Consider the following 25,224-nt stretch of genomic DNA (forward strand, 5'->3'; position numbering starts at 1 on the left):
TAGTGTTTCAAATTGTAACTATGTTTGAAATACTAACCTCTCCTGATGCCATCGTCGCATTGCTCACCCTTACCTTCCTTGAGATCGTTCTGGGCATCGACAACATTATTTTTATATCCCTGGCGTCTAGCAAACTAAAGCCGGAACATCAGAAGAAAGCGGTGAATATCGGACTTCTAATGGCGATGGTCATTCGAATTGTGTTGCTCTTCGGAATCTCCTGGCTGGTGGCAATGGAAGCACCGTTTTGGTCCCTTCACCTCTCTTGGCTCGATGTAGGAGTTAGCGGTCAAGGACTTATCCTCTTTGCGGGCGGACTCTTTCTTCTCTATAAAAGTACTTCTGAAATACACGAAAAGGTAGAAGATAAAGGGCATGACGAACGCGAAGTGAAAAAAGCCAGGACGAGTTCACTTACCCGTGCCATCCTTCAAATTTGCTTAATAAACATTGTCTTCTCCTTCGACTCCATTCTAACGGCGGTTGGAATGACAAACGGTATCGGAAATACGCCTGAAGATGCGCTGATCATTATGGTTATCGCCGTTGTGGTATCGGTCATTATCATGATGGTGTTCGCTAATCCTGTGGGCCGCTTTGTGAACAAACACCCCACAGTGCAATTACTCGGACTCGCCTTTTTGATCCTTATAGGATTTATGTTAATCGCTGAAGCAGCTCATCTTTCGCACTTGGTTATCTTTGATCAAGAAGTGGGAACGATTCCAAAAGGCTATTTGTACTTTACGATCGCTTTTTCGCTCTTCATAGAGTTTATAAATATGCGGTACCGAAAAAAAACAAGCGATATTGTAACCACGGTTCCCGAAGAAGAAATAACTACCCACACCAAACCATCATAATATGCAAGACAAACAAACGGCAATGCGTAACGCGAAACTCATGTTGATCGCCGGGATCGTATTTCTTATTTTGGGAATTTACTTTTTAGTGAGTGATGCCGAAGGCGGTGCCCCGAATTGGTACTATTGGATCGGACTCATACTGCTGGGAGATTTATTCATAATATTCGGAATTAGAGGGTTAAAGAAAACAAAGAGATGAAGCGTCTTAAAAAAGAATATATCAGCACCTTAATAGTATTAATGGGAGTCATTTTTACCACTGAAATATCCAAGGGATATTCACAATCGCAGTACGGTTTCAATGTACAAACCACAGTTGATAAAGGTACCCTTGAAGGTACCTACGATACCCAGACCAATATTCAGAAATACTTGGGCGTTCCTTACGCGAAGCCTCCGGTAGATGAATTGCGCTGGAAGGCTCCGCAACCACTTGAATCATGGGAAGGAGTGAAAGAGGCAAAGGCATTCGGCCCTAGAGCGATTCAAGCCCCGGTGTTCGACGACATGCGTTTCCGATCGGATGGCATGTCTGAAGATTGTCTGTACCTTAACATTTGGACCCCGACAACCAAAACTAGCTCCCCATTACCCGTGCTCGTCTATTTTTATGGTGGTGGTTATGTGGCAGGCGATGGCTCAGAATACCGCTACGATGGGGAAAATATGGCGAAGGAAGGAATTGTTGTAGTGACTGTGAATTACCGACTCAATATATACGGATTTTTTGCGCACCCGCAACTCAGTTCGGAGTCTCCCAACAAGGCCTCTGGAAATTATGGGTTAATCGATCAACACGCCGCATTGCAGTGGGTTCAACAAAATATAGCTGCCTTTGGAGGGGATCCTTCTAAGGTGACGATTGCTGGGGAATCGGCCGGAAGTATTTCAGTAAGCTACCAAATGGCTTCTCCGCTGTCTAAAGACCTTATTGCCGGTGCTATTGGAGAAAGCGGTGCTGGCATTCACCCTACACTAGCCCCTGTTTCCTTGTCTGATGCCGAACAAATGGGCGTGCAATTTGTGGCCAACGCCGGTTATGAAGATTTCGATGAATTTCGAAAGGCGTCAACCAAAGAGATTTATGAGGCCTATCTTGCTTCCAAGCGCTTCGGATTTCCGGTCGTATTAGATAACTATTTTCTGCATGCTACTCTTCCGGAGATTTTTCAGAATAGAGATCAGGCGCAGATACCCTTGTTGCTGGGATGGAACTCTGCCGAAATCCCAGGCATGGGAGTGATGCAAGGCATGCCGTATACTGCGGAAAATTATTTGCAACGCCTTCAAGATTTATATCCTGAAAAATACAAGGAAGTCTTGAATTTATATCCCACCGGCACCAAGGACGTCATAGAACGCTCGGCCACTGCCCTAGCCTCCGATCGATTTATTGCGTATAGCACCTGGAAATGGTTCGATCTGCATCGAAAACACAGCGATGCCCCGGTATTCCGATATTTGTATAGTAAAAAATTGCCAACCCAAAGTGCTGAAAACACCTTTGGTTTTCAACCTATTGGCGCCCCTCACGCGTGTGAAATTCCGTATGCTATGGGAAATCTGGCAATAGATGATTCGCATCAATGGACCGAAGAAGACTATCAAGTGTCTAACACCATGCAAACCTATTTTGCCAATTTTATCAAAAATGGAGACCCGAATGGCGAAGGGGTACCTACGTGGCCTGCTTCTGAAGCAACCAGTATCAGTCCAAAAATCATGAATATTAATACGGTTTCAAAGTCAGAGAATGCCAAAAATGATGATCGGTATCGCTTTTTGGACGCCCAATACGGCAACAAAAAGTAATCTAACCTATTTATCTTTCTTCTGAAGAAGTTGATTCTGTTGCTCAAGTAGTTGTTCTATATTAGACAGCAGCTCTATATTCTTGGGAGTTTCAACGGCTTTGTTTTTAGGATCTTCTGCCTTTTGTTTAAAGCGATTCATAAATTTGATCACAATAAAAATGGTGAGGGCAATGATCAAAAAGTCGATAAGCACACTAATCAATTCGCCGTAGCCAATGGCTACCTCATCAGCAGCTTCGGAAGCCGCGCGTAGTACGTATTTACGATCAACGAAGTTAACCCCGTCGGTGAGCAAACTCAAGGGAGGCATAACCACCTTTTTCACCAAGGTATTTACCACATTATTGAACGCCGTACCGATGATGATCCCCACCGCCATGTCGACCACATTGCCTTTGATGGCAAAATCTTTAAATTCCTGAATAAATGATCGCATGGGCCTTAAAATAAACTGGTTTGTCCTTCTCCCTCATCATGCCTAGCGGTACCTCCCCCATCTGATGAAGCCTCAGAAGAAGTTCCTTCCTGAGCATTGTTTTCAGCCTCAACCGATTCCTCATCAACGACGTCTATTTCTTCAGCAGGAACAGGTTCGGGAGCCTCATAGGGTAAGGGAGAAAGAGCGTTGATCTCAAGTACTTTATCTTTGGTCAATTGATTGCCCATGGCCGTGATTCCTTTTACCGCAATAAATTCCTCTAAGTTCACCTCCAAATTATCTTTTCGATCTTTGTTGCGTTCTTTCACGAATACTACCTCAGCCATAGGGCGGTGATCGGTAAACACACGCTCCAGATACGAATCGGTGTGCTCTGTGAGGATATTCTCTTCCCGATCTGGGTTCTCAATTAAAAAGCGTTTTACATAAAACAGCTCTTTCTCTCCTTCCCAATAAATAGCAGAAATAGGTTTTTTAGGCTCCCATTTTTCCAGAACAATGATGTCATCTTCATCAAAACGAAGCGTAAGTTCCGGGATGATAGTTTTTACGGTTCCATCTTGTTTAATGATCAACAATCGATCTTCACTGGTAAATTCTCCCATCAGCTCTCCGCGATTGTCCACATTAAGTCGCTGTACGGTATCATCAAACCATATTTTTCGAGGCTTGAGAGTGGACAGCCCTTTTTCTTTCAGTTCGATACGTTTTACGGCATACTTGGTCACGATATTTCCTTTAGAACGCCGTCCTTTCACCAGAATATCGGCAAAGTCTAGGTCCCATTTAAGCTTTTTAATGCTTCCGGATTGCCGCAAATGAACGGTCACGATCTCAGCTTCCCCATTAGTGTTTGCCGTGAAATACCACACCTTCGAGCCTTTACTACCGTTGGTCATGTCGTATTCTCGGTCGCGGGTCACCGAAGTGACGGCAAAGCGCTTGACATAGGTCGCGCCACGTGCTCCATCCCTATAGATCATGTTGTAGATGGTGCGTTTGTCCTTCTTCTTAAAGATCGCTACGTGTATGATGTTCTTACCGACGAAGGTTTTAGTATCTACTTTGGTGACCATCATCTTCCCGTCTTCTGTGAACACAATCACATCGTCTATATCGCTACAATCGGTTACATACTCATCCTTTCGTAAACTCGTACCCACAAAACCTTCTTCGCGATTAACGTAAAGCTTGGTGTTTCGAATGACTACCTTCGACTTTTGGATTTCGTCAAAAATGCGAATCTCTGCTTTCCGCTCTTTGCCCGCTCCGTACTCTTTCTTCAAACGCTTAAAGTAGTCAATAGCAAATTCGATCAAATGAGCCAAGTGATGTTTTACTTCAGCAATCTGCGCTTCAAGCGCTTCAATTTTTTGTTGTGCCTTATCAATATCGAATTTAGAGATCCGTTTAATGCGAATTTCTGTCAAACGAACAATATCCTCTTCGGTCACCTCACGTTTCAAGTGCTTGATATGCGGCTGAAGGCCGTTGTCAATAGCCGCAATAACCCCTTCCCAGGTTTCTTCTTCCTCGATATCCCGATAGATTCTATTTTCGATGAAGATGCGCTCTAAGGAAGCGAAATGCCACTGTTCCTCCAGTTCATTCAGCTTGATGTCCAGCTCCTGCTTCAGTAATTCTACCGTAAGATCGGTAGAGCGACGGAGCATTTCAGAAACTCCGATAAACAACGGCTTATTGTCTTCAATAACACAGCCCAACGGAGAAATAGACGTCTCGCAATTGGTAAAAGCATAAAGCGCGTCTATGGTCTTATCGGGTGATATTCCGCTAGGAATATGCACCAGAATTTCTACCTCCGCTGCCGTGTTATCTTCAATTCTTTTAATTTTAATTTTTCCCTTATCGTTCGCCTTTAGAATCGAATCGATTAGGCTACTCGTGGTGGTTCCAAAAGGAATTTCAGTAATCACCAGCGTATTTTTATCCTGCTGAAGGATTCTTGCCCTGCTTCTTATCTTCCCTCCTCTTAATCCATCGTTGTAATTGGTGGCATCCATAATGCCACCGGTAGGAAAATCAGGTACTAGTTGAAAGCGCTTCCCTTGCAAGTGCTTGATGGACGCTTCGATCAATTCCAAGAAATTGTGCGGAAGCACTTTTGTCGAAAGCCCTACGGCAATTCCCTCGGCCCCTTGCGCTAACAATAACGGGAATTTCACCGGCAGATTGATCGGCTCCTTTTTTCGGCCATCGTAGGACGCTTGCCACTCGGTTACCTTTGGGTTAAAAACTACATCGAGCGCAAACTTAGATAATCTGGCTTCAATGTAACGCGAAGCGGCGGCACTATCTCCCGTATAGACATTACCCCAGTTTCCCTGGGTATCGATCAATAGGTCCTTTTGCCCAATTTGCACCATCGCATCAGCAATACTCGCATCTCCGTGTGGGTGGTATTGCATGGTATGCCCAACGATATTCGCCACTTTATTATAGCGACCGTCATCCAGATCCTTCATAGAATGCATAATGCGCCGCTGTACAGGTTTAAACCCGTCTTCTATCGCCGGTACGGCGCGTTCCAGAATTACGTAACTGGCGTAATCCAAGAACCACTCACGGTACATGCCGGTGACTCGGGTAATTGTTTCTTCGGTAGACGGGTCTTCTTCTAACCCTTCTTGTTCTTTGGGGTCCATATCCGGATCCAATGGCTCGTTCGTGTTTTCGTCGCTCATGAGTTACGCTTCGACCTTATCCAGTTCAACTTTCAAATTCTCAATAATAAACTCCTGCCTGTCGGGTGTGTTTTTACCCATATAGAACTTCAGGAGCTCTTCTATACTCATTGCCTTGTCTAACATCACCGGATCCAGACGGATGTCGTCTCCAATAAAATGTTGGAATTCGTCAGGAGAGATTTCCCCCAACCCTTTAAATCGCGTGATCTCAGGCTTCGGCTTTAATTTTTCGATGGCGTCGATACGCTCCTGTTCTGAATAGCAATAAATGGTTTCCTTTTTGTTGCGCACGCGAAAGAGCGGCGTTTGTAAAATATATAAATGCCCCTCTTTGATGACCTCCGGAAAGAATTGCAGAAAGAAGGTGATCAATAATAACCGAATGTGCATTCCATCTACATCCGCATCCGTGGCGATTACAATATTATTATATCGTAAGTCTTCAATAGAGTCTTCAATATTTAATGCCGCCTGAAGTAAATTGAATTCTTCATTCTCATATACGATCTTTTTAGAAAGACCATAGCTGTTCAGTGGCTTTCCTTTCAGACTAAAAACGGCTTGGGTGTTGACATTCCGACTCTTAGTGATACTCCCACTCGCAGAATCTCCCTCGGTAATAAATAAGGTAGTATCCAACCGGTTATCCTTCTTCATGTCGCCTAAATGCACACGGCAATCGCGTAGTTTTTTGTTGTGCAAACTCGCTTTTTTGGCACGGTCGCGCGCTAGCTTTCGGATACCGCTCAGTTCTTTGCGCTCTTTCTCTGCTTGCACGATCTTCTTCTGAATCTTTTCAGCAACCCCCGGATTCTTATGTAAAAAGTTATCCAGCTGTGTCTTGACGAAGTCGTTGACATACGTTCGAACGGTAGGCAATTCTCCGCCCATATCGGTAGAGCCCAACTTGGTTTTCGTCTGACTCTCAAACACGGGTTCCATCACTTTGATGCTAATCGCTGCGACAATTGATTTACGAATATCGCTGGCATCGTAATTCTTTCCGTAGAAATCACGTAAGGTCTTCACGATCGCCTCGCGGAAAGCCGACTGATGGGTTCCTCCTTGCGTGGTATTCTGACCATTCACAAAACTGTGGTATTCTTCGCTATACTGACTCTTGTGATGCGTGATGGCCGTTTCGATGTCATCCCCCTTCAAATGCACAATGGGATATAACATATCTTCTTTGGCCATGTTGTCTTCCAGCAGATCTTTGAGTCCGTTTTCAGAATAAAACTTCTCTCCATTAAAATCAATGGTCAAGCCGGGATTCAAGTACACATAATTCCGAAGCATCTTTTCGACGTATTCTTTTCGGAACTTGTAATTCTTGAAAATACTTTCATCGGGAATAAATATTACCCGCGTGCCCTTGCGCTTGGAAGTCTCTTCAATCTCAGGATTCTCCTTTAATTCTCCCAATTCGAAGGAAGCGCGTTTTAGTTGGCCATCCCGAACCGATTCTACCTTGAAGGAGGCCGATAACGCGTTTACTGCCTTGGTACCCACTCCATTAAGTCCAACCGATTTCTTAAAGGCTCGGGTATCATACTTTCCTCCGGTATTCATTTTGGAAACTACGTCTACCACCTTTCCTAGCGGGATACCGCGACCGTAGTCTCGCACCTTCACTTCTTTATCTTTGATGCGAATCTCGATCGTTTTCCCAGCCCCCATCACAAACTCATCGATACAGTTATCGATTACTTCTTTCAATAGAATATAGATCCCGTCGTCGGCGGAAGAACCATCTCCCAGTTTCCCGATATACATTCCGGGACGCATGCGAATATGCTCTTTCCAATCGAGGGAGCGAATGTTCTCTTCGGTATATTGTGATGTTGACATAAAAACCTGTGAATAGGCGTTAAATATAGGGTTTCGGCTAAAAAATAGAAACTATACGAGGGGAAAGTAATTAACAATTCCTACGCCGATATTGTTAGTAATTATTGGGGTTCGCCTAAGGGTACAATCCTTTACAATTCGCTAAAATTCAATTAACGGAATGTTAAATCAAATCTGCACATCTCGCCTTATAGTATCTTTAGCACATGAGAAAATTGACTTTACTTGCCAGCTTACTGCTACTTACCCTCCAACCGCTTATGGCTCAGACCGAAAGCGATAACACCTCGCATCCCTCCCCCTACGAATGGAGTTGGGTGCGTGACGGAATTTGGACAGGTGCCGCCATTGGTGGCGCTGCCGGAGGTTTTCTTCTAATTCAAAATAAAGACGACATCGATCCCGAAGAGTTCGCACGAATTGAAAACGACTTAGACGGTGCTATTGATGACATCAATTTTATAGATCGTTGGGCGGCCGGAAACCACGATGAAGATGCGAACAAGATCAGCGATATTCCATTTGCTATTTCCTTTGCGGCTCCATTCGCGATGCTTTTTGACGACGAGATTAATGATCATACGGGGCAATATATTGGTTTGTACATTGAAAGTTTAGCGACCACCGCTGCCATGTACACCATTACTGCCGGACTCGTTGACCGAAGCAGACCTTATGTGTACGATGATTCAGGAGTGACAGGGCGCGATAGACGTATGAGCAATAATGGACAACGATCTTTCTATTCGGGGCACGTGGCTGCTACCGCGACGGCTACCTTTTTTATGGCCAAAGCGTATAGCGATTTTAACCCTGATGCTACTGGGAAGTTCTGGGTATGGACAGGTGCTGCCGTCCTTCCGGCCAGTGTGGGATATTTCCGCATTCAGGCGGGACAGCATTTTCTTACGGATGTCCTTTTAGGATACACCTTGGGTGCAGCTACCGGAATTCTAGTGCCCGAATTACACAAAAAGAAGAATACCGATCTTTCCTTTTATCCGGTACGTGGAATCCATAGGTTTTCAGGCGACGAGTATCAGGCCATGGCGTTAAAGTATAGCTTCTAAGGGCGATTTCTGCTGTAAATTGCCACCCATACGCCACGGGCTTCAAAGCGTTTGACTTCAGAATAATCTGCTTCTAACCATCGCCATTCTTCATCCGTCAGATTGAAGACATTTGAGTAAAATACGTAGTGCTGATTTCCATCGAACTTCTGAAACCGTCCCGGTTTTTCATTCAGGTCTATAGCGGAAAATGGCGCAATATTCGGAAAGAAGGATGCAGTTTCTTCAGAAGAAATATCCGCTACCTCCAAATACTCCAAAGCTTCCAAACGAAGCGAGTAATACGGCTGATGTGCCAGTGACGCATCCCATCCCTGTGCCACTTTCGGTGGGTATATCCAACCATTTCCTGACAATAAAAGGAGTCCGATGCCTATAGCAGCCGCAGTTCGCAACTTCTTCGGAATGCCTTCGGAAGCCAACGAAAAAAGTACCACACACGCCACCAAGAGATACATAGGAAGTAAGTATCGGTGCCCTAGCAAACCTTTCGCCCAAAGCATATTCAAAGGAAGCAAGCAACAAACCACGAGCGCAAGCCATAGCAAAGGCTTCATTTTTTTCTGAAAGAGCTGTTTTTGGTACTTCACTAGCAGAATTCCCAAGACCAACCAAATTCCAATTCTTCCAAAATCAATGAGGCGCCATCCCAAGATGCCAATATTCCGAAGAAACCCAGTCCAACCCACACGCGCAAAACTTTCGGCCCAGGGTGAATCAGCGTGAAAACCAACCCAACCTTTAACGGCATAGTGATAGCCAAAATAGGTCAGAAAAATAAAGACCGCTGGAAGGTACGCGAGACTTTTTCTGAAAAGGTTTTTAACAATGGATTTTTTAGCATCTTTAAGAGATATCGTCAGGAATATGTCCAGAAGCAATACGCAAAAAGCGATCATCATTCCGCGCATGCTAATTAAGAACAAGAGCGCGACACTCACAGCAATGCCTTTGCGGGAATTGCTTAATACCGAATTGACCAACCATAGAAACGCGAACACCAACGGTATATCGGGGGTTACTAGGGTCAACTGACTCGAAAGTGTGGGATCCAATAGTATGAGAAACGTGACAACTCCCGCCCAGGGAGCCGAAATAAACCGCTGCGAAAGTCGCTGTAATTGGTACACGATGCCAATCCCAAACGGAAGCATCAGTAAATGGCCTATCCAAAGCGTTTTTCCGAAGAGCTTCCAAAACACGGCCAAGACCCAGCCAAAAGTCGGAATATGACCGCTATCCAAATGTGTGGGAAGCAACACAGAACCAAAATTCGTATCGAAAAAGAAGAGTGCATGTTTGGAGGCGAGCTGCACCGTGTCCCAGAAGAAAAAATTGGACAGACTGCTTAACACCAGCACCAATACGTAGCTGTAGGAACCTCCTAGGAACAGTTTAGAGATAGTTGTATTATTGAGCCGCATCCTGCTCAAAGATAGCATACTTTACCCGAAGGGTTTTCGAGAGGAAATATCGAAACGAAGTGTAGAGAACACCCAGTCCGTATACCGTACTTCGCTTCAGGTTGATGGAGGAAGCCTCTTCAAAATATTTGGTAGGACAGGTTATTTCGGCAATGGCATGCCCTTGATGGCAGATTTGCGCCAGCATTTGATTATCAAAAACAAAATCATCTGAGTTTCTTTCGAAAGCGATACTCCGCAATACTTCAGAAGAGAACGCCCGATATCCGGTATGATATTCAGACAGCTTTTGATTCATTAAAATATTCTGCGTAAGTGTTAAGAAGCGATTGGCAACATACTTATACAACGGCATGCCCCCTTGCAACGCTCCTTTTCCCAAAATTCGCGACCCCAACACCACCGGATATACCTCATGAGCAATCAAGTAACACATGGAGTGGATCAGTTTTGGAGTGTATTGGTAATCAGGATGCAACATCACGACAATATCGGCACCAAGCTCGAGCGCCTTTCGGTAGCAGGATTTTTGATTTCCGCCATAGCCTTTGTTTGACTCGTGTTTGATGACATGCGTTACCCCTATTTTTTGTGCCAGTTCGTAGGTGTTATCGGTACTAAAGTCATCGACCAAGATTACCTCATCTACGATATCGAACGGTATTTCCCGATACGTTTGTTCTAAGGTACGCGCTGCGTTATAGGCAGGTAAAACGACCGCTACTTTTTTATTCTTGATCATGGTAAGCTGCGTTGTGCAACAAAAATAGTATTGTTTGGTAACTGAGCAGCCGAATTAAGAAAAATCTTCTTAGTGTCTTATACATTAAAACGGAAATGCATCACATCGCCGTCCTTCACCACGTATTCTTTTCCTTCGACACCTAACTTTCCGGCTTCGCGAACTTTGGCCTCGCTGCCATAGGTTACGTAGTCATCGTATTTAATCACTTCAGCGCGAATGAACCCTTTTTCGAAATCGGTATGAATGACACCGGCTGCTTGTGGTGCGGTTGCTCCCACCGGGATGGTCCAGGCGCGTACTTCTTTCTCGCCGGCCGTAAAATAGGTTTGTAGGTCTAGAAGTTGATAAGCCCCGCGAATTAGTTTAGAAGCACCTGCTTCTTCGAGCCCCAGATCCTCTAAAAACAATTGACGCTCTTCGAAGGTGTCTAATTCGGTAATATCGGCTTCGGTTCCCACCGCAAGCACGAGCACCTCTGCATGCTCATCGGCTACTGCTGCCTTCACCCGTTCCACATACTCGTTTCCGCTAGCCGCTGCATTTTCGTCCACATTACAAACATACATGACGGGTTTGGAGGTGATCAGTTGCATCGGCTTGACGTAGGTTTCGCGTTGTTCTTCGGAAACCTGAATGGCGCGAACCGAAACACCTGATTCTAACCCTTTTTTGATCGTTTCCAATACGTCCTGTTCCTTCTTCGCTTCCTTATCTCCTGTACGTGCCGCGCGGAACACTTTTTCAATTCGTTTTTCAACCGTTTCCAAATCCTTCAACTGAAGCTCCATATCGATGGTTTCCTTATCGCGAATAGGGTCTACGCTTCCATCAACATGTATCACATTGTCATTATCAAAACAGCGAAGCACGTGCAGAATAGCATCGGTCTCCCGAATATTTCCTAAAAACTGATTGCCAAGTCCCTCTCCTTTGCTAGCCCCTTTTACAAGACCCGCAATATCAACAATCTCAACGGTTGCCGGCACTACGCGCTCGGGCTGAACCAGCGACTCCAATTTCTCTAGTCGCGGATCGGGCACGTTAACAACACCGATATTGGGTTCGATGGTACAGAACGGAAAATTAGCGCTCTGCGCCTTTGCGTTCGAGAGACAGTTAAATAAAGTCGATTTTCCAACATTAGGGAGGCCTACAATTCCAGCTTTCATAAGGTGTTTTTTAGCGGCTGCAAATATACGGTTTCGATTTCTAATTTGTGTGAAAAAAGAAATTCTAATAGCCATCAAACCGTCTTTTTTGTATCTTACGCCACGTTAACTTTAATATTTACAATTGATGAAAAAGATAGGACTTGTCGCTTTTTTCTTTATCGCCGGAGGATTCCTCATGCAGGCGCAGGAAGTTGAAGTACAGCAAAACACCAAGCAAACAATAGAAACAGAGTCGGAAGTAGAAAAAGAGGTAGCTGAAGAAGCGGAAGAAGATGAGTTACTGCTGAAAAAACTAACGCCAGAACAGCAAAAAGCGGCTGCAAAATTAAATACCAACGCCGGACGACAAAAAATGCTTGCCAAGAAAGAGAAGCAAAAAGTAAAGCGGAAGGTGAAAAAGGAGAAGATAACCAAGGAGCAGATGAAGAAACGAGAGCAGCTCCGCAAAGAAGGGAAGTTAGAAACCGACGCAGATATCAAGGCGGAAAAACAGAAAAAGAAAGATTCAGATCCCGATCAATAAAAAAAGCTCCCAACCGGGAGCTTTTTTTAGGGTAATAATGCTTTCATGAGAGGTTCGTATTGTGGGTGCTTTCGAACACGCATATGCCCAACTTCTGGTAATTCGTGAAAGCTTCCCAGGCCTTTCGGAATACTATCAAAGAGACGTCTACCACTACTAATAGGAACGATGGGATCTTCGGTGCCATGAAAAATAGTTACGGGGCAGGCCACCTCACGCATAAAGGCATAGGTAGGCATATGAAATTTGAGCAAACTTCCCACTGGTATGATCGGAAATCTTCGCTTTGCGACGTCTTCAATGCTAAAAAACGGAGCTTCGAGAATAAGCTGCCTGGGTTGGTTCTTACTCGCTACAAACGTTGCGAATGTAGTGCCTAACGATCTACCATAGACGGTAATTTCTTCTTCGGAAAAATACCTCTTGGCTACATCGTATATTTTTTGGGCATCAAGATAAAACTTGGTTTCGTCGATACTGCCAGAACTCTTTCCATACGAACGGTAATCGTATACCAACACATCATAACCATACGCGATATAATCTTGCATCACACGTCCCCAGCGAGAAAGATCGCCCGCATTGCCGTGATAATAGACCAGTATCCCCTTGGGGTTTTCCGAAGAAAAATGCAGCGCATTTAAAGTGACGCTATCGTCTACTTCCACATTAATTTCTTCAAAGGCAGTTGCAAAGCAGTACTGAAAATCACTCGGAAGCGGATCGGGAAGAAAGAGCATTTTTTCTTGAGAAACGTAGAGGAACGCCACCAATAACACATAGAAGCAGCCAAGGCCAATAAGGAATCTTCGCAGGTATTTCATTTGGCGTCCGTAATGGATTTTTTGGGGTGACTGGTTGTATTCAAATCGATAGCCGCTTTTTTATAATGAATGATATCATTGAGGATATGATGGTACGATTCAAAGGTATTTAAATTTTTGTGCCCCCCTCCTACCACGGGCCACAAACGGGTCATTTTAGGTCTGATTTTAGACAACTTCACGCTGCTCTTGAAAGGAATAAGGCCGTCTTGTGTTCCATGAATGATATGAATGGGGCAGCCTACTTCCTTGATCCATTTATACGTTGGCATCGGAAACTTGATGATGAGGGATAGCGGCATGAAGGGCATGTAACGCGTCGCTACCTGTGTCAAGCTATAATATGGGGCGTCTAAGATGAGCATTTTAGGATGGTTCATAGACGCCAATTTTGTGGCGAAGCCCGAACCCAAAGAGCGCCCATACAAGATAATATACGACTGTGAGACACGCTCCCTAATTTTATTATAGACGTATTGGAGATCGGCTGCAATATTTTCTTGTGTACGTCTTCCGGTGCTTTTTCCGAAGCCACGATAATCAACCATGATCACGTCGTACTGGTGACGCGTAAAATCGACTGCAAACTTTCCCCAACCACGAATACTCTTGGAATTTCCCTTCAAATAGAGGACAACACCTTTTGGATTTTCGGTTTTGAAATGCAATCCGTTAATCGTGGCTCCGTCTTTGGTCGTCAAATTGTATTCATCTACCTCTTGATTTTCGTAAATAAATTGGTAGGAGGCAGGTAGTTTTTCAGGTTTAAAAAAGAAATAATCCTGTAAGTAATACAAGAGAATGCTTACGATCACATAAATGACCAAGGTCCACAATACGATATGAAGGAAGACCACCATAAAACGAAGGTACTAAAAAACGGGAGTTGAAGCCTAGTGAATGTTGCAACTGGCTGACTATCAAGAACACTTACCGGGTCTGTTTTAAGGGATTTTATGATAAATAGTGTTAAACACCAGAAATTTTAGCACACTCTTATTACCGCCTTATCTGTTTTTAACGGCTACGCAAGCTACATTTGAATTGTAATAATCATAAACCTAAAACTGATATTTATGAAGAAGATACTGATCGTAGTTGCATTTGCTGCTTTTGCAGGAGCGTATGCACAGGAAACCAAAAACGAAAATAAGACGACCGTTACGACAAAAACACAAACGCGTGTTACCGATAATAGCGGTGTGAATGTAACGACCAAAGAAACCAAGAAAACAGCAACCCAAGAATTGGCCCTGCGTGGTTTTGATGGAACGCACAATTTTAACGCAGTAATGACTCCTAGCAATGTTAATACAGACGTAGATTATTCTTATGGTGGAGATACCTACCGTTTTCAAACAGCGGATACTGGATATACTATCATGACCGGAGAAAATGGGGAAACGAATTACGCGCGTATCCGTCCATCATCTCAAAAGGGATACTATATCGTTACCCAGGATGGAAACAATTCTATGGGGTATTTTAATAGTGATGGTGACTTCGTAGTGGAAAGCTACGACCCTGATAACGACGGAGTGATGAACTACGTTTACAAGATTGAGTATAATGACGATATGAAGATGAAGAAGAACAAAATGAAGAAAGATAAGATGGAGAAATAATTCATCTGTAGACCAAAAAAAAGCGAGGCTGTGCCTCGCTTTTTTTGTTTATATAGATTTCTAATCGTTGTGCATAAACGCCTGTTTCTGTAGCAAGACGTCTTCGCTTTCTACGTGATCTTCATCGGGAACACAGCAGTCCACAGGACATACGGCTGCACATTGTGGTTCTTCGTGAAATCCTTTACACTCAGTACACTTATCGGGTACAATATAATAGATTTCGTCACTCACAGGTTCTTGTGCTTCATTGGCATTGGCGGCCTTTCCATTCGGTAATACTATATTTCCTTCTAGATCGGTACCGTCTGCATAACGCCAATCATCTGCTCCTTCATATATTGCCGTATTTGGACACTCAGGTTCGCAAGCACCGCAATTAATACATTCATCTGTTATTACAATAGCCATAGCATTTCTTTTTCTAACTTTGCGCAAATTTAATGCCTAGAAAGGGCAACTCCAAACATTATGCAATTAGAAGGGCGAATTGATGCGTTTACAAAACTGGGAGCTTTCTTAAAGCGGTTCGCTTCGGAAACCCCCGAAGAATCCACTTCAGGATCTGATACGGATTCCTTTATACAGCGCATGCCTGAGGTCCTCTTACAGGCGCAGCAGCATAATGGTTGGTTTACGCTGCCCTATGTGAGAATGGCCTTAAAACAATGGTCGGAAGCCCTTTCCGAAGACCAACTAAAAAAATGGGTTGCAAACTATTCGATACGCACACCCAAAACTCCAAAAACCATCGGCATCGTGATGGCGGGAAATATTCCGCTGGTAGGTTTTCACGATTTTCTATGCGTACTGCTTTGCGGTCATAAGGTGCTCGCTAAGTTATCTTCTAACGATACGATACTTCTGCCATTTATTGCCTCTTATCTACACCACATAGACCCGTATTTTAAGGATGTTATTCAATTTACGGAAAATCGACTCACCAATTTCGATGCGGTGATTGCTACAGGAAGTAATAACACGGCGCGGTATTTCGAGCAATACTTCGGAAAATACCCTAACATCATTCGAAAAAATCGCAATGGAGTGGCGGTACTTACCGGAACCGAATCTCAAGAAGATTTGGTGAAGCTTTCAGATGATATCTTTCGCTATTTCGGCTTAGGATGCCGCAATGTCTCTAAACTATTCGTTCCGAAGGATTATGCATTCGATCATTTCTTTGCTGCCATTTACGAGCAGCGCGATTGTATCAACCATCATAAGTACATGAATAATTACGACTATAACAAGGCGGTCTATTTAATGGGAGAGGTTGCGTTACTGGACAATGAGTTTATGCTGCTGAAAGAAGATCAGAGCATCGCCTCCCCTATTGCGGTGATGTTCTACGAATGCTATGAGAATCTTACGGAACTAGAGCAGAAACTGCGTGACGCGGCGGAAGACATTCAGGTAATTGTAGGAGAAGGACTCCCCTTTGAGACCGTTTCCTTCGGAAATGCCCAAGCACCACAACTCTGGGATTATGCCGACGGTGTTGATACCGTAAAATTTCTACTTGATCTTGACTAAATTTTAGCAGTTTGTTAATCAATCGACCGCATTTTTACACTTTTTGTAAATGTGCGATATTGTTGACATTGTCTTAATAATTTATCGAATTTTTAAGCGGGAAGCCCTTCAGAATTACAATCTTTGTACTCTCTAAGTTAGCACCATGAAAAAACATAATTTTAGCGCAGGCCCCTGCATTTTACCTTCCGAAGTTTTTCAACAATCAGCTGAGGCGGTTCTTAATTTTCAGGGGATGAACCTATCCATTCTTGAAATCTCGCACCGCAGTGCCGAATTTGTCGCGGTGATGGAAGAGGCTCGAGCCTTGGCATTATCCTTACTCGGACTTCAGGACAAAGGATATAAAGCACTCTTCCTCCAAGGAGGTGCCAGCACCCAGTTTTTAATGGCAGCCTATAATCTTTTAGAGCGGAAGGCGGGCTATCTGAATACGGGAACCTGGTCGACCAAAGCGATCAAAGAAGCAAAGTTATTCGGAGAAGTAGTAGAGATTGCGTCTTCTAAAGATCAAAACTTCAACTACATCCCAAAAAACTACGAGATCCCCAAAGGGCTGGATTATGTGCATTGTACGAGCAATAATACCATCTTCGGGACACAAATTAAACAGTTCCCTGCCACTGACGCCCCGCTGGTGTGCGACATGAGCAGTGATATATTTTCACGCGACTTAGATTTTTCAGCCTTCGACCTGATCTATGCCGGTGCTCAAAAAAATATGGGGCCTGCTGGAGCCACCTTGGTGGTTGTGAAGGAAGCTATTCTTGGGAAGGTCTCTCGTGCTATTCCTTCGATGTTAGACTATACGGTTCACCTCACAAAAGATAGCATGTTCAATACCCCGCCGGTATTTTCAGTATATGTTTCCTTGCTTACCCTAAAATGGTTACAAGACAAAGGAGGGATCAAAGCCCAAGAAAAAGTAAATACTGAAAAAGCAGCGCTCATTTACAACGAGATTGATCGCAATCCGCTCTTTACCGGTTTTGTCGAGAACAAGGAAGATCGCTCTACCATGAACGCAACCTTCAATCTTACCGACACCTCGCTTCAGACCAGGTTTAATACCCTGTGGAAGGAAGCCGGGATTAACGGTCTCAATGGGCATCGCAGCGTAGGTGGCTATCGCGCCTCCATGTATAACGCGCTTCCCAAAGAGAGCGTTGAGGTACTCGTGGACGTCATGCAACAATTAGAAAAACAAGCTTAAAACCCTATTATGAAAGTACTCGCGAACGACGGAATCTCTCAAAGTGGCATCGACGCATTGGAACATGCCGGTTTTGAGGTTATTACCGTGAAAGTTGCCCAAGAACAACTGCAATCCTATATTAACGAACATGAGGTTACGGTACTTCTGGTACGCAGCGCAACCCAGGTTCGGAAAGACTTGATAGACCAGTGCCCTTCTTTAAAAGTTATTGGCCGCGGTGGCGTTGGAATGGACAACATTGATGTTCAATATGCCCGAGACAAAGGACTTAAGGTAATCAACACTCCTGCTGCTTCTTCTGCTTCGGTGGCCGAATTGGTTTTTGCCCATCTTTTTGGGGGTGTGCGTTATTTATACGACGCCAATAGAAACATGCCGTTAGAGGGAGAAAGTAGTTTCAAACAATTAAAAAAAGCCTATGCTTCCGGTCGGGAACTTCGCGGTAAAACTCTAGGTATTATTGGCTTGGGTCGTATCGGTCAAGAAGTTGCGAAAATCGCTATTGGCTGCGGAATGAAGGTTATTGCAGCCGACAGCTTTGTGGAAGAGGCAACCATTACCTTAGATTTTTACGATGGTCAATCGGCTGAATTCAAACTTAAAGCGCAGGAGGTGAAGGCTGTTTTAAAAGAAAGTGATTTTGTGACCTTGCATGTTCCGGCACAGAAAGAGTATGTGATAGGTGCGAAAGAATTGGAAATGATGAAGGACACTGCCGGTCTGATCAATGCCGCACGTGGCGGTGTAGTAGATGAAGTAGCCCTTATCGATGCCCTCGAGCAAGGAAAACTGGCTTTTGCGGCCTTAGATGTATTTGAAAATGAGCCCACACCGGCCATTAAAGTGTTGATGAATGGAAAGCTTTCCTTGAGTCCGCATATCGGCGCGGCTACGTTGGAAGCACAGGATCGAATTGGCACCGAGCTTGCCGAGCAAATAATTTCAATTTTAAAATAATTGCCGTAACTTTCTATCCAAGAAACTCAAAAGCAACATCTTATGGCAGGTATATTAGATTTACTTACAGGCGACACCGGACAAAGAATCGTGCAAGGAGTGAGTCGCGAAACCAATCAACCCGAAGACAAGACCGCTTCCGTGGTGACCATGGCGCTACCCTTACTAATGGGTGCCATGAAACGCAATGCACAAACACCACAAGGAGCCGCAGGCCTTATGGGAGCCCTTAACAACAAACATGATGGCAGCATCTTAGACAACCTTGGTGGGCTGTTCGATGGTGGTGTGAACGATGACATAAAAGTAGATGGTTTGGGAATTTTAGGTCATGTTTTGGGCGGTTCGCAAGACAATGTAGTAGGAGCGATTTCTAAAAAATCAGGGTTGGACTCCAATTCTGTGATGAATATTCTTCAGGTGATGGCGCCTATTGTATTAGGGTACCTCGGAAAGCAAAAACGCCAACAAAATGTTTCTTCAGATAGTGGTATTGAAAGCCTTCTGGGAGGAATGCTGGGCGGCGGAAAAAAACAACAGCGAAAACAACAATCGCTGATAGAATCCCTACTGGATGGAGATAACGACGGAAGCGTTGTGGACGATATCGCGGGAATGGTGCTGAGTGGTAATAAGAAGAAAGGTGGACTCGGTGGTATGCTGGGCGGACTTTTCGGAAATTAAACACTCCTACTCGAATAACATAACGCTCCATCTCGGAGCGTTTTTTGTTAAGAATCGTTAAAACCCCTGATAGCGCTGGTCATTTTCGTACTTTAGCTTGTCATGATATGAAATATGTAACATCCATTTTACTACTAATTATTGCCATTGCTAGCTGCGACAGTACAAAATCGTCTATGCAAGAGGGAACCGACAACGGGGTGGCTCAAGAAGGCGATACGATTCGAATTGCGAATGATAGTTTAGAATACGAAATCATTATCATAGAACCAGGTTTCAACAGTTGGCTGGTCACTCAATTTCCCGAAGATTATTACGGCATCGCATTTTTAGAGAACAAGAACATTTTTTACGTAAACGAATACAACCGACGCGTACTCAATGGACAATATTCAAAAGAATTGTACCCACAATTAATTAATTACGAAGCGAATGTTCACTACGGAAAAGAGGTCAATTATCTTTTGTACAACTATTTTCAATATTTCGAAGAGAAATACAATCAAAGACTGCGTTGAAGAAGCTCAAAGAACGTTGGAACATAAACTCGAACTGGCAATTGACTGTGATTTTAATAGTTTTTGCGATTACAGGTAGTACGTCTGCAAAGTTTGCTGCTCCTCTAACGGAGTTCGTGGGTGTTGAAAAAGAAATGGGTGTCTGGATCTATTGGCCCGTGCGCATCCTCATCATTTTTCCTATATATCAAGTGCTCTTAGTTTTTTTCGGATGGCTCTTTGGGGAATACACATTTTTTTTGAACTTTGAAAAAAAGATGCTTCGCAGCATGAAATTAGGTTTTTTACTAGCCGAATGATTCGGAAACCGAACATATTAGTCCACTATATTCTACCTGCATTTCTCGCGGCAGCCCTACTATTTCCTACGACCCTCCAATTCTCGCATCTATTTGCCGACCATGAACACAAAGAATGTGGGGAGGTAGTAACGCATTTGCACGAGAAGAAGACAGATTGTGATATTAATCTCTTTCATTTCTCACAATTATTTGACGGATTGGCCGCAACCTACGAATCTTCTATCGTGGTCGCTCCGTCGAAGACTTTTTTAACATACACACTTCAACATCACAAATCATACACGCATAGCATTTACTTGCGTGGTCCCCCTGCGGTTATTTACTAAGAACAATACTCTTTAATAACCTCTAAAGCCAATTTAAATGCGCTTTATTCTTTTGCTAACCCTGTTATGCTCAGGGTTTTGGGCCATGGCCCAATCTTGTGATTTTACATTAAATGGTACGGTAATCGACCTTCACGATGGTACTCCCCTTTCGGGAGCTACCGTGATCGTAGCCGGTACCGAAGAAGCGGTTTTGACCGATTTCGACGGTTCTTTCACCCTTGGTGGATTATGTGATGAGACCTATTCACTACAAATATCGCATCCTGAATGCAGCACGCGAGGGTTCTCGGTACGCGTTAATGAAAACACCACCCGTACCTTTCGATTAGAGCATCATTTAGAATCGCTCGACGAGGTTATGATTACCGCACAAGGCTATCGCACCAAGGTAGAAACCCTGGCCGAAAACACGATTGATTTAGAAACGATTGAACGACAGAGCAACGCCTCTCTGGGAGACGTGCTCAATACATTGAGTGGTGTTTCTACCTTCTCGACGGGAAATGCAGTGGTAAAACCCGTGATTAACGGTTTGCATAGCAGTAGAGTAACAATCATCAACAATGGGGTGCGTATGGAAGATCAAGAATGGGGCGCAGAACATGCACCCAATATTGATGTGAATACCGCCAACAGCATTAGCGTGTTGAAAGGGGCCTCTGCCTTACAATACAGTGGCGATGCCATTGGAGGAATTGTTATTGCTGAGCCCAGAGCAGTACCGTTGTCTGATTCGCTCTTCGGAAAGACGATTGCAAGCTTTTCCAGCAATGGCAGAGGCGGAAGTCTTACCTCTCAACTTACCAAATCAAGCGGCGACGGTTGGTTTACCACGCTTCAGGGATCCCTAAAACGATATGGAGATTTTGAAGCACCTGGTTATGTGTTAAGCAATACCGGACTTTCAGAACGGGCCATTTCGCTCCGTGTCGGGTTGAACAAGATCAGTTACGGGTTTGAAGGTTATTACTCCTTCTTTTCGAATACCATCGGAATTCTGCGTGCTTCGCATTTAGGTGGCGCCGGAGACCAAGTAGCGGCTATTGAAAGTGACGAACCGCTCGTCATCGAACCGTTCACCTACGAGATCGATCGGCCGAAACAAGAAGTGACACATCATACCGCTCGATTTTCAGGGTTCAAGCAAATAGAGGGCTTCGGAAAGATTGACGCCCAATATAATTTTCAATACAATCAACGTTTTGAATTTGATATTCGAAGAGGTGATGATGCCGACAAACCTTCCGTAGACCTTCAACTCACTACGCATCGAGCAGATGTGAACATGCTCTGGAACGAACGCGAAAATACCTCGGTTAAAGCGGGCATCACTGGAATGTGGCAAAATAATTTTGCCGATCCTGACACGGGTGTACGCCGACTCATCCCCGACTATGACGAATACAATTTGGGGGTGTATGCCATTGGCGAATATGAGGTGAGTCCGCAATGGACCTTAGAACTCGGCGGTCGTTTTGATTATACCTTCATGGATGTTGATAAATTCTATCGTACGTCATTTTGGGAAGCAAGAGGCTATGATGAAGAATTTCCCGAGCTAGTAGTAGGCGAATTTGGAAACCAGATTTTAACTAATCCACAGTTGACATTTAACAACCTGTCTGCTACGGCGGGTACTGCGTATCGCTTTGGAAATGGGCTAAGTATTTTGGCCAACTATTCTTTTGCATCACGTGCCCCCAACCCTTCCGAATTATTTAGTGAAGGATTGCATCACTCGGCCTCGCGCATTGAGCTTGGAGACCTGCGTTTCACTTCAGAACAGGCTCAAAAAATAACCCTTACCTTACAACGAACCTCCGTGGGCATTACGTTTGCGGTAAATCCCTACGTAAATTTCATCGAAGATTTTATCCTCATAGAACCTACGGGAATTCGACAGACCATTCGAGGGAACTTTCAGGTGTGGGAATACCGACAAACTGCCGCAAGGTTAGTGGGACTGGATGTAGACGCACAAACCGGATTGACCGATTGGTTAGACTATCAATTTCAATTTTCAATCGTAAAAGGAAATGATGTAGACCGAGAGCGACCGCTCATCAACATGCCGCCACCTCGATTGCGAAATGGCGTGTCTGGTTCCTTTCTGAAAGAGGGCCAACTTAGACTGGGACTTCAGAGCGAATATGTATTTCGTCAAAATGAATTCCCTAACAACAATTTTGAAGTGTTCTTACCCGAACAGGAAAATGATGTTCTGGTAGATATTAGCACACCGCCCGATGCCTATCACTTGATCCATTTTAACGGAAGCTATGCGTTTTCGATAGGTAGTAATTCGACCGCTCAGGTAGGGTTGGATGTGATGAATGTATTCAATACAGAATACCGAGATTATTTGAATCGGCTGCGTTTTTATGCCGATGATCAGGGAAGGAATATCCTTCTTTCACTTAAAATCAATTATTAATGTTTAAAACAAATCAAATTATGAAACTTATACCATTTTTATTCGTTCTTCCGATTGCGTTATTTACTGTAACCAGTTGTAGTAATGACGATGACAATACCCCGGAGCCCGTAAATGAAGAGGAAGTAATTACCACCCTTACAGCTACCATGGTTGCCGAGGGAAGCACGGTGACCTTGAGAACTCAAGATCTAGATGGCGATGGACCCAATGCGCCTGTGGTAACGGTATCCGGAAATTTTCAAGCCAATACCACCTATGTGGGAGGAATTGTAGTGTTGAACGAAACGGAAGATCCAGCAGAAAATATCACTAGCGAAGTATTGGAGGAGGCTATTGAACATCAGTTCTTTCATCTGGTAGGAACCGGTTTGGATGCAACGACAACCTACGGAGATTTTGATGATAATGGCGACCCGTTAGGCGTTACCTTTACTTTAGAAACCGGCGCTGCGAGCACTGGCACGCTAACCATTGTCTTGCGTCACGAGCCAAAGAAACCTAATGATGGCACTTTGGCAGATGCCGGAGGAGAAACCGATATTCGCGCGGATTTCAATATTACCATTGAATAAATGTTAATACCAACAAAAAAGCCGCTCTTGACAGCGGCTTTTTTTTATTTATTCTGATGTTCGTTATTCGTTCACTTCTACTTCGATGGTCTGCGGAACAGGCTGCTGCTTTCGGTTCCAGACAAAGGTGTATAACCACATTAGCGTAAAAGTGGGTATAATATCGGAAACCGGCAGGATCTCTTCAATAAATACGAGAATTGAGGCGATTTTCCCCTTTTCTCCCGAATACATCTTTTGCATTTCTCTGGCCGCTATAGGCGCCCAGATTAAATCGAGAAAGGGTCCAATTACGGGAATCCCCATGGTTACCATACCGATAGCGTCGTAAAGTATTCCGCGGCCTAATAATTTATATTTTGTACGTGTCATGTTGCTTTTATTTGATTACAATCTATACAACGCAATAAACTTGCCAAAAATTATGATAAATTACTGCTTATCAGTTTGAGAAACTCATTTCGGGTCTCTTGTTTTTCAAATTGACCGCGAAATCCAGAGGTGGTCGTAACGCTATTTTGTTTTTGAACACCTCGCATCATCATGCACATATGCGCGGCTTCAATGACTACAGCAACGCCTTGAGGGCGTAAGGTATCATTAATACATTCCAGAATATCATGCGTCAATCGCTCCTGTACCTGGAGGCGGCGTGCAAACACATCTACCACACGTGGTAATTTGCTCAAGCCGACAATATGTCCGTCTGGAATGTAGGCAATGTGGGCCTTTCCGAAGAACGGAAGCATGTGATGCTCACAAAGTGAATAAAGTTCGATATCCTTTACAACTACCATATCTTTATAGTCTTCAGCGAACATGGCTTTTCTTAAAATCGCAGGACCATCTTGCTCGTAGCCGGAAGTCAAAAATTCCATTGCCTTCGCCGCACGTTCAGGAGTTTTCACAAGTCCTTCTCTCCTAACATCCTCCCCAACATTCTCGATGACCGTTTCGTAGGACGCAATTAAGGCATTGAGGTGTTTTTCAGTATTCATACAATAACTAGTGTTTTTTAGGGGTTGGTTTTTTTTAATTGCTCGGTAAAATGCTCCGATAATGTCTTAAGTTTCGGATCGATAATGTATTGGCAATAGGGTTGTTGTGTATGTTGATTATAAAAGTCCTGATGATCTTCCTCGGCGGTATAGAACACATCTAACGGAGTAATTTCGGTAACGATAGGTGCCTCAAAAATGCGCTTTTCTTCGAGCAATGCTATAAATTGTACGGCCGTTTCTTTCTGTGATTCAGAAGTATAAAAAATTCCGCTGCGATACTGAGTTCCCACATCGTTTCCTTGTCGGTTTAGCGTCGTAGGATCATGGGTGGCAAAAAAGATTTCCAACAATTTCTGAAGGGAAACCTTCGCTGGGTCGTAGGTAATTTGAACACCTTCGGCATGCCCGGTTCGACCCGTACAGATTTCACGATAAGCCGGATTCTTAATATGTCCTCCCGTAAACCCGGAAACCACCGCTACTACTCCTTCAACTCTCTGAAAAACCGCTTCCGTACACCAAAAGCAACCCGACGCCAATACAATTTGTTCCACTTGTTGTGTTATTTCTTAAACAAAATTACAATTTAAAAAAGCAGCCTGAACCGTAGA

At 44.0% G+C, this 25,224-nt stretch carries 27 protein-coding genes; 15 read left to right on the top strand and 12 right to left on the bottom strand.

Translation table 11 applies throughout. The annotated features are described in order from the left end of the window. The first annotated feature begins 20 nt into the window (after positions 1-20). The 3 genes from PO830_RS00755 to PO830_RS00765 are packed head-to-tail and all read left to right on the top strand — an operon-like array spanning position 21 to position 2,678. Complete coding sequence (locus PO830_RS00755) at positions 21-863, top strand: TerC family protein (RefSeq protein WP_272851618.1); 843 nt, start codon at positions 21-23, stop codon at positions 861-863. A gap of 1 nt (position 864) precedes the next feature. Beyond that, on the top strand, positions 865-1,065 hold the full coding sequence (locus tag PO830_RS00760) for a hypothetical protein (RefSeq protein ID WP_272851619.1): 201 nt from the start codon (positions 865-867) through the stop codon (positions 1,063-1,065). After that, positions 1,062-2,678 (top strand): carboxylesterase/lipase family protein, encoded by a 1,617-nt coding sequence (locus PO830_RS00765; RefSeq protein WP_272851620.1) that lies wholly within the window; start codon positions 1,062-1,064, stop codon positions 2,676-2,678. The genes PO830_RS00760 and PO830_RS00765 overlap by 4 nt, the downstream gene beginning before the upstream one ends. Positions 2,679-2,684: 6 nt before the next feature. Here PO830_RS00765 and mscL read toward each other — a convergent pair whose 3' ends face one another. The 3 genes from mscL to PO830_RS00780 are packed head-to-tail and all read right to left on the bottom strand — an operon-like array spanning position 2,685 to position 7,678. Then, the gene (gene mscL, locus PO830_RS00770; RefSeq protein WP_272851621.1) at positions 2,685-3,116 is read right to left on the bottom strand and encodes a large-conductance mechanosensitive channel protein MscL; all 432 of its coding nucleotides are present in this window, start codon (positions 3,114-3,116) and stop codon (positions 2,685-2,687) included. 5 nt (positions 3,117-3,121) lie between these two features. Then, a complete protein-coding gene (locus PO830_RS00775; RefSeq protein WP_272852010.1) occupies positions 3,122-5,785 on the bottom strand; it encodes a DNA gyrase/topoisomerase IV subunit A in 2,664 nt (887 codons plus the stop codon). Between the two features lie 42 nt (positions 5,786-5,827). Then, positions 5,828-7,678 (bottom strand): DNA topoisomerase IV subunit B, encoded by a 1,851-nt coding sequence (locus PO830_RS00780; RefSeq protein ID WP_272851622.1) that lies wholly within the window; start codon positions 7,676-7,678, stop codon positions 5,828-5,830. A 206-nt stretch (positions 7,679-7,884) separates the two neighbouring features. On the opposite strand from PO830_RS00780, the gene PO830_RS00785 reads away from it, so the two are divergent. Next, entirely contained in the window at positions 7,885-8,748 is an 864-nt protein-coding gene (locus tag PO830_RS00785; RefSeq protein WP_272851623.1) for a phosphatase PAP2 family protein, read from the top strand. Here PO830_RS00785 and PO830_RS00790 read toward each other — a convergent pair. The 3 genes from PO830_RS00790 to ychF form a co-directional block, all read right to left on the bottom strand. After that, positions 8,745-10,190, bottom strand: coding sequence for a hypothetical protein (locus tag PO830_RS00790; RefSeq protein ID WP_272851624.1), 1,446 nt, complete (start codon positions 10,188-10,190; stop codon positions 8,745-8,747). The genes PO830_RS00785 and PO830_RS00790 overlap by 4 nt on opposite strands. Further along, the gene (locus tag PO830_RS00795; protein ID WP_272851625.1) at positions 10,159-10,914 is read right to left on the bottom strand and encodes a glycosyltransferase family 2 protein; all 756 of its coding nucleotides are present in this window, start codon (positions 10,912-10,914) and stop codon (positions 10,159-10,161) included. The genes PO830_RS00790 and PO830_RS00795 overlap by 32 nt, the downstream gene beginning before the upstream one ends. Before the next feature lie 77 nt (positions 10,915-10,991). Further along, on the bottom strand, positions 10,992-12,086 hold the full coding sequence (gene ychF, locus PO830_RS00800) for a redox-regulated ATPase YchF (RefSeq protein WP_272851626.1): 1,095 nt from the start codon (positions 12,084-12,086) through the stop codon (positions 10,992-10,994). A gap of 127 nt (positions 12,087-12,213) precedes the next feature. Here ychF and PO830_RS00805 point away from each other — a divergent pair, with 127 nt between their 5' ends. Further along, complete coding sequence (locus tag PO830_RS00805) at positions 12,214-12,612, top strand: hypothetical protein (RefSeq protein WP_272851627.1); 399 nt, start codon at positions 12,214-12,216, stop codon at positions 12,610-12,612. A 26-nt stretch (positions 12,613-12,638) separates the two neighbouring features. Here the strand turns inward: PO830_RS00805 and PO830_RS00810 are convergent, their stop codons facing one another. After that, a complete protein-coding gene (locus PO830_RS00810) occupies positions 12,639-13,436 on the bottom strand; it encodes an alpha/beta hydrolase (protein WP_272851628.1) in 798 nt (265 codons plus the stop codon). Then, on the bottom strand, positions 13,433-14,296 hold the full coding sequence (locus PO830_RS00815; protein WP_272851629.1) for an alpha/beta hydrolase: 864 nt from the start codon (positions 14,294-14,296) through the stop codon (positions 13,433-13,435). Before PO830_RS00815 ends, PO830_RS00810 begins: the two co-directional genes overlap by 4 nt. Before the next feature lie 216 nt (positions 14,297-14,512). Here PO830_RS00815 and PO830_RS00820 point away from each other — a divergent pair, with 216 nt between their 5' ends. Beyond that, positions 14,513-15,061 (top strand): hypothetical protein, encoded by a 549-nt coding sequence (locus PO830_RS00820; protein ID WP_272851630.1) that lies wholly within the window; start codon positions 14,513-14,515, stop codon positions 15,059-15,061. 60 nt (positions 15,062-15,121) lie between these two features. Here the strand turns inward: PO830_RS00820 and PO830_RS00825 are convergent, their stop codons facing one another. Continuing rightward, positions 15,122-15,472 (bottom strand): 4Fe-4S dicluster domain-containing protein, encoded by a 351-nt coding sequence (locus PO830_RS00825; RefSeq protein WP_272851631.1) that lies wholly within the window; start codon positions 15,470-15,472, stop codon positions 15,122-15,124. A 60-nt stretch (positions 15,473-15,532) separates the two neighbouring features. Between PO830_RS00825 and PO830_RS00830 the strand changes: the two genes are divergently transcribed. From PO830_RS00830 to PO830_RS00870, 9 genes are all read left to right on the top strand, one after another. Next, positions 15,533-16,597, top strand: coding sequence for an acyl-CoA reductase (locus PO830_RS00830; RefSeq protein ID WP_272851632.1), 1,065 nt, complete (start codon positions 15,533-15,535; stop codon positions 16,595-16,597). A 145-nt stretch (positions 16,598-16,742) separates the two neighbouring features. Next, on the top strand, positions 16,743-17,810 hold the full coding sequence (serC, locus tag PO830_RS00835; protein ID WP_272851633.1) for a 3-phosphoserine/phosphohydroxythreonine transaminase: 1,068 nt from the start codon (positions 16,743-16,745) through the stop codon (positions 17,808-17,810). Between the two features lie 9 nt (positions 17,811-17,819). Then, on the top strand, positions 17,820-18,770 hold the full coding sequence (locus PO830_RS00840; RefSeq protein WP_272851634.1) for a D-2-hydroxyacid dehydrogenase: 951 nt from the start codon (positions 17,820-17,822) through the stop codon (positions 18,768-18,770). 42 nt (positions 18,771-18,812) lie between these two features. Then, positions 18,813-19,454 carry a DUF937 domain-containing protein gene (locus PO830_RS00845; RefSeq protein WP_272851635.1) on the top strand — a complete coding sequence of 214 codons (642 nt, stop codon included), beginning with the start codon at positions 18,813-18,815 and terminating at the stop codon, positions 19,452-19,454. Between the two features lie 107 nt (positions 19,455-19,561). Next, positions 19,562-19,972 (top strand): DUF6146 family protein, encoded by a 411-nt coding sequence (locus tag PO830_RS00850; protein WP_272851636.1) that lies wholly within the window; start codon positions 19,562-19,564, stop codon positions 19,970-19,972. A 47-nt stretch (positions 19,973-20,019) separates the two neighbouring features. Beyond that, the gene (locus PO830_RS00855; RefSeq protein WP_336375858.1) at positions 20,020-20,271 is read left to right on the top strand and encodes a DUF6787 family protein; all 252 of its coding nucleotides are present in this window, start codon (positions 20,020-20,022) and stop codon (positions 20,269-20,271) included. Further along, positions 20,268-20,600, top strand: a complete 333-nt coding sequence (locus PO830_RS00860; RefSeq protein ID WP_272851638.1) for a hypothetical protein — start codon at positions 20,268-20,270, stop codon at positions 20,598-20,600. Before PO830_RS00855 ends, PO830_RS00860 begins: the two co-directional genes overlap by 4 nt. A gap of 37 nt (positions 20,601-20,637) precedes the next feature. After that, positions 20,638-23,037, top strand: coding sequence for a TonB-dependent receptor (locus tag PO830_RS00865; protein ID WP_272851639.1), 2,400 nt, complete (start codon positions 20,638-20,640; stop codon positions 23,035-23,037). 20 nt (positions 23,038-23,057) lie between these two features. Continuing rightward, a complete protein-coding gene (locus PO830_RS00870; protein WP_272851640.1) occupies positions 23,058-23,612 on the top strand; it encodes a type 1 periplasmic binding fold superfamily protein in 555 nt (184 codons plus the stop codon). Between the two features lie 63 nt (positions 23,613-23,675). Here PO830_RS00870 and PO830_RS00875 read toward each other — a convergent pair whose 3' ends face one another. Genes PO830_RS00875 through msrA form a run of 3 tightly spaced genes read right to left on the bottom strand, consistent with a single transcriptional unit; the run spans position 23,676 to position 25,167 of the window. After that, a complete protein-coding gene (locus tag PO830_RS00875) occupies positions 23,676-23,984 on the bottom strand; it encodes a hypothetical protein (protein ID WP_272851641.1) in 309 nt (102 codons plus the stop codon). A 50-nt stretch (positions 23,985-24,034) separates the two neighbouring features. Next, positions 24,035-24,610, bottom strand: a complete 576-nt coding sequence (gene folE, locus PO830_RS00880; RefSeq protein ID WP_272851642.1) for a GTP cyclohydrolase I FolE — start codon at positions 24,608-24,610, stop codon at positions 24,035-24,037. Between the two features lie 17 nt (positions 24,611-24,627). Continuing rightward, entirely contained in the window at positions 24,628-25,167 is a 540-nt protein-coding gene (gene msrA, locus PO830_RS00885) for a peptide-methionine (S)-S-oxide reductase MsrA (protein WP_272851643.1), read from the bottom strand. Between the last annotated feature and the right edge of the window lie 57 nt (positions 25,168-25,224).

Source organism: Altibacter sp. HG106, from assembly GCF_028561755.1.
GTDB lineage: Bacteria > Bacteroidota > Bacteroidia > Flavobacteriales > Flavobacteriaceae > DFVG01.